The 351-nt window shown below is 75.2% G+C and carries 1 pseudogene; it reads right to left on the reverse strand.

Features of this window, described 5'->3' with window-relative positions:
• Positions 1 to 351 (reverse strand): annotated as a pseudogene (locus tag Q0L54_RS05055) (hypothetical protein); the annotation flags it as partial.

Raw genomic sequence — 351 nt, forward strand, 5'->3', positions numbered from 1 at the left:
GCCCGCCGAAGAGCGACGGCCTCCGGACCTTCTCGGCCGGCGCTTCCGCCTCTGGGGTCTCCTCGTCGCCGGACTCGACCGCGGCGGCGTCAGGCGCCTCGTCGTCTGCCTCGTCGTCGACGTCGGACTCGGCCTCCGCGTACACCGCCGCGGGGTCGAGCTCAGCCGCCTCGTCGGCGTCGGAGGTCTCCTCGTCCTGGACCTCGTCCTCAGGCTCGGGCTCGGCTTCGGGCTCGGGCGCTACGTCTGGCTCGGGCGCTACCTCGTCCGCAGGCTCGGGCTCGGGCTCGGGCTCGGGCTCGGGCTCGGCAGGACGGTGCACCTGCTGCGCGCGCGTGATGCCCGCCATCG

The organism is Demequina sp., from assembly GCF_024642165.1.
Classification (GTDB): domain Bacteria; phylum Actinomycetota; class Actinomycetes; order Actinomycetales; family Demequinaceae; genus Demequina.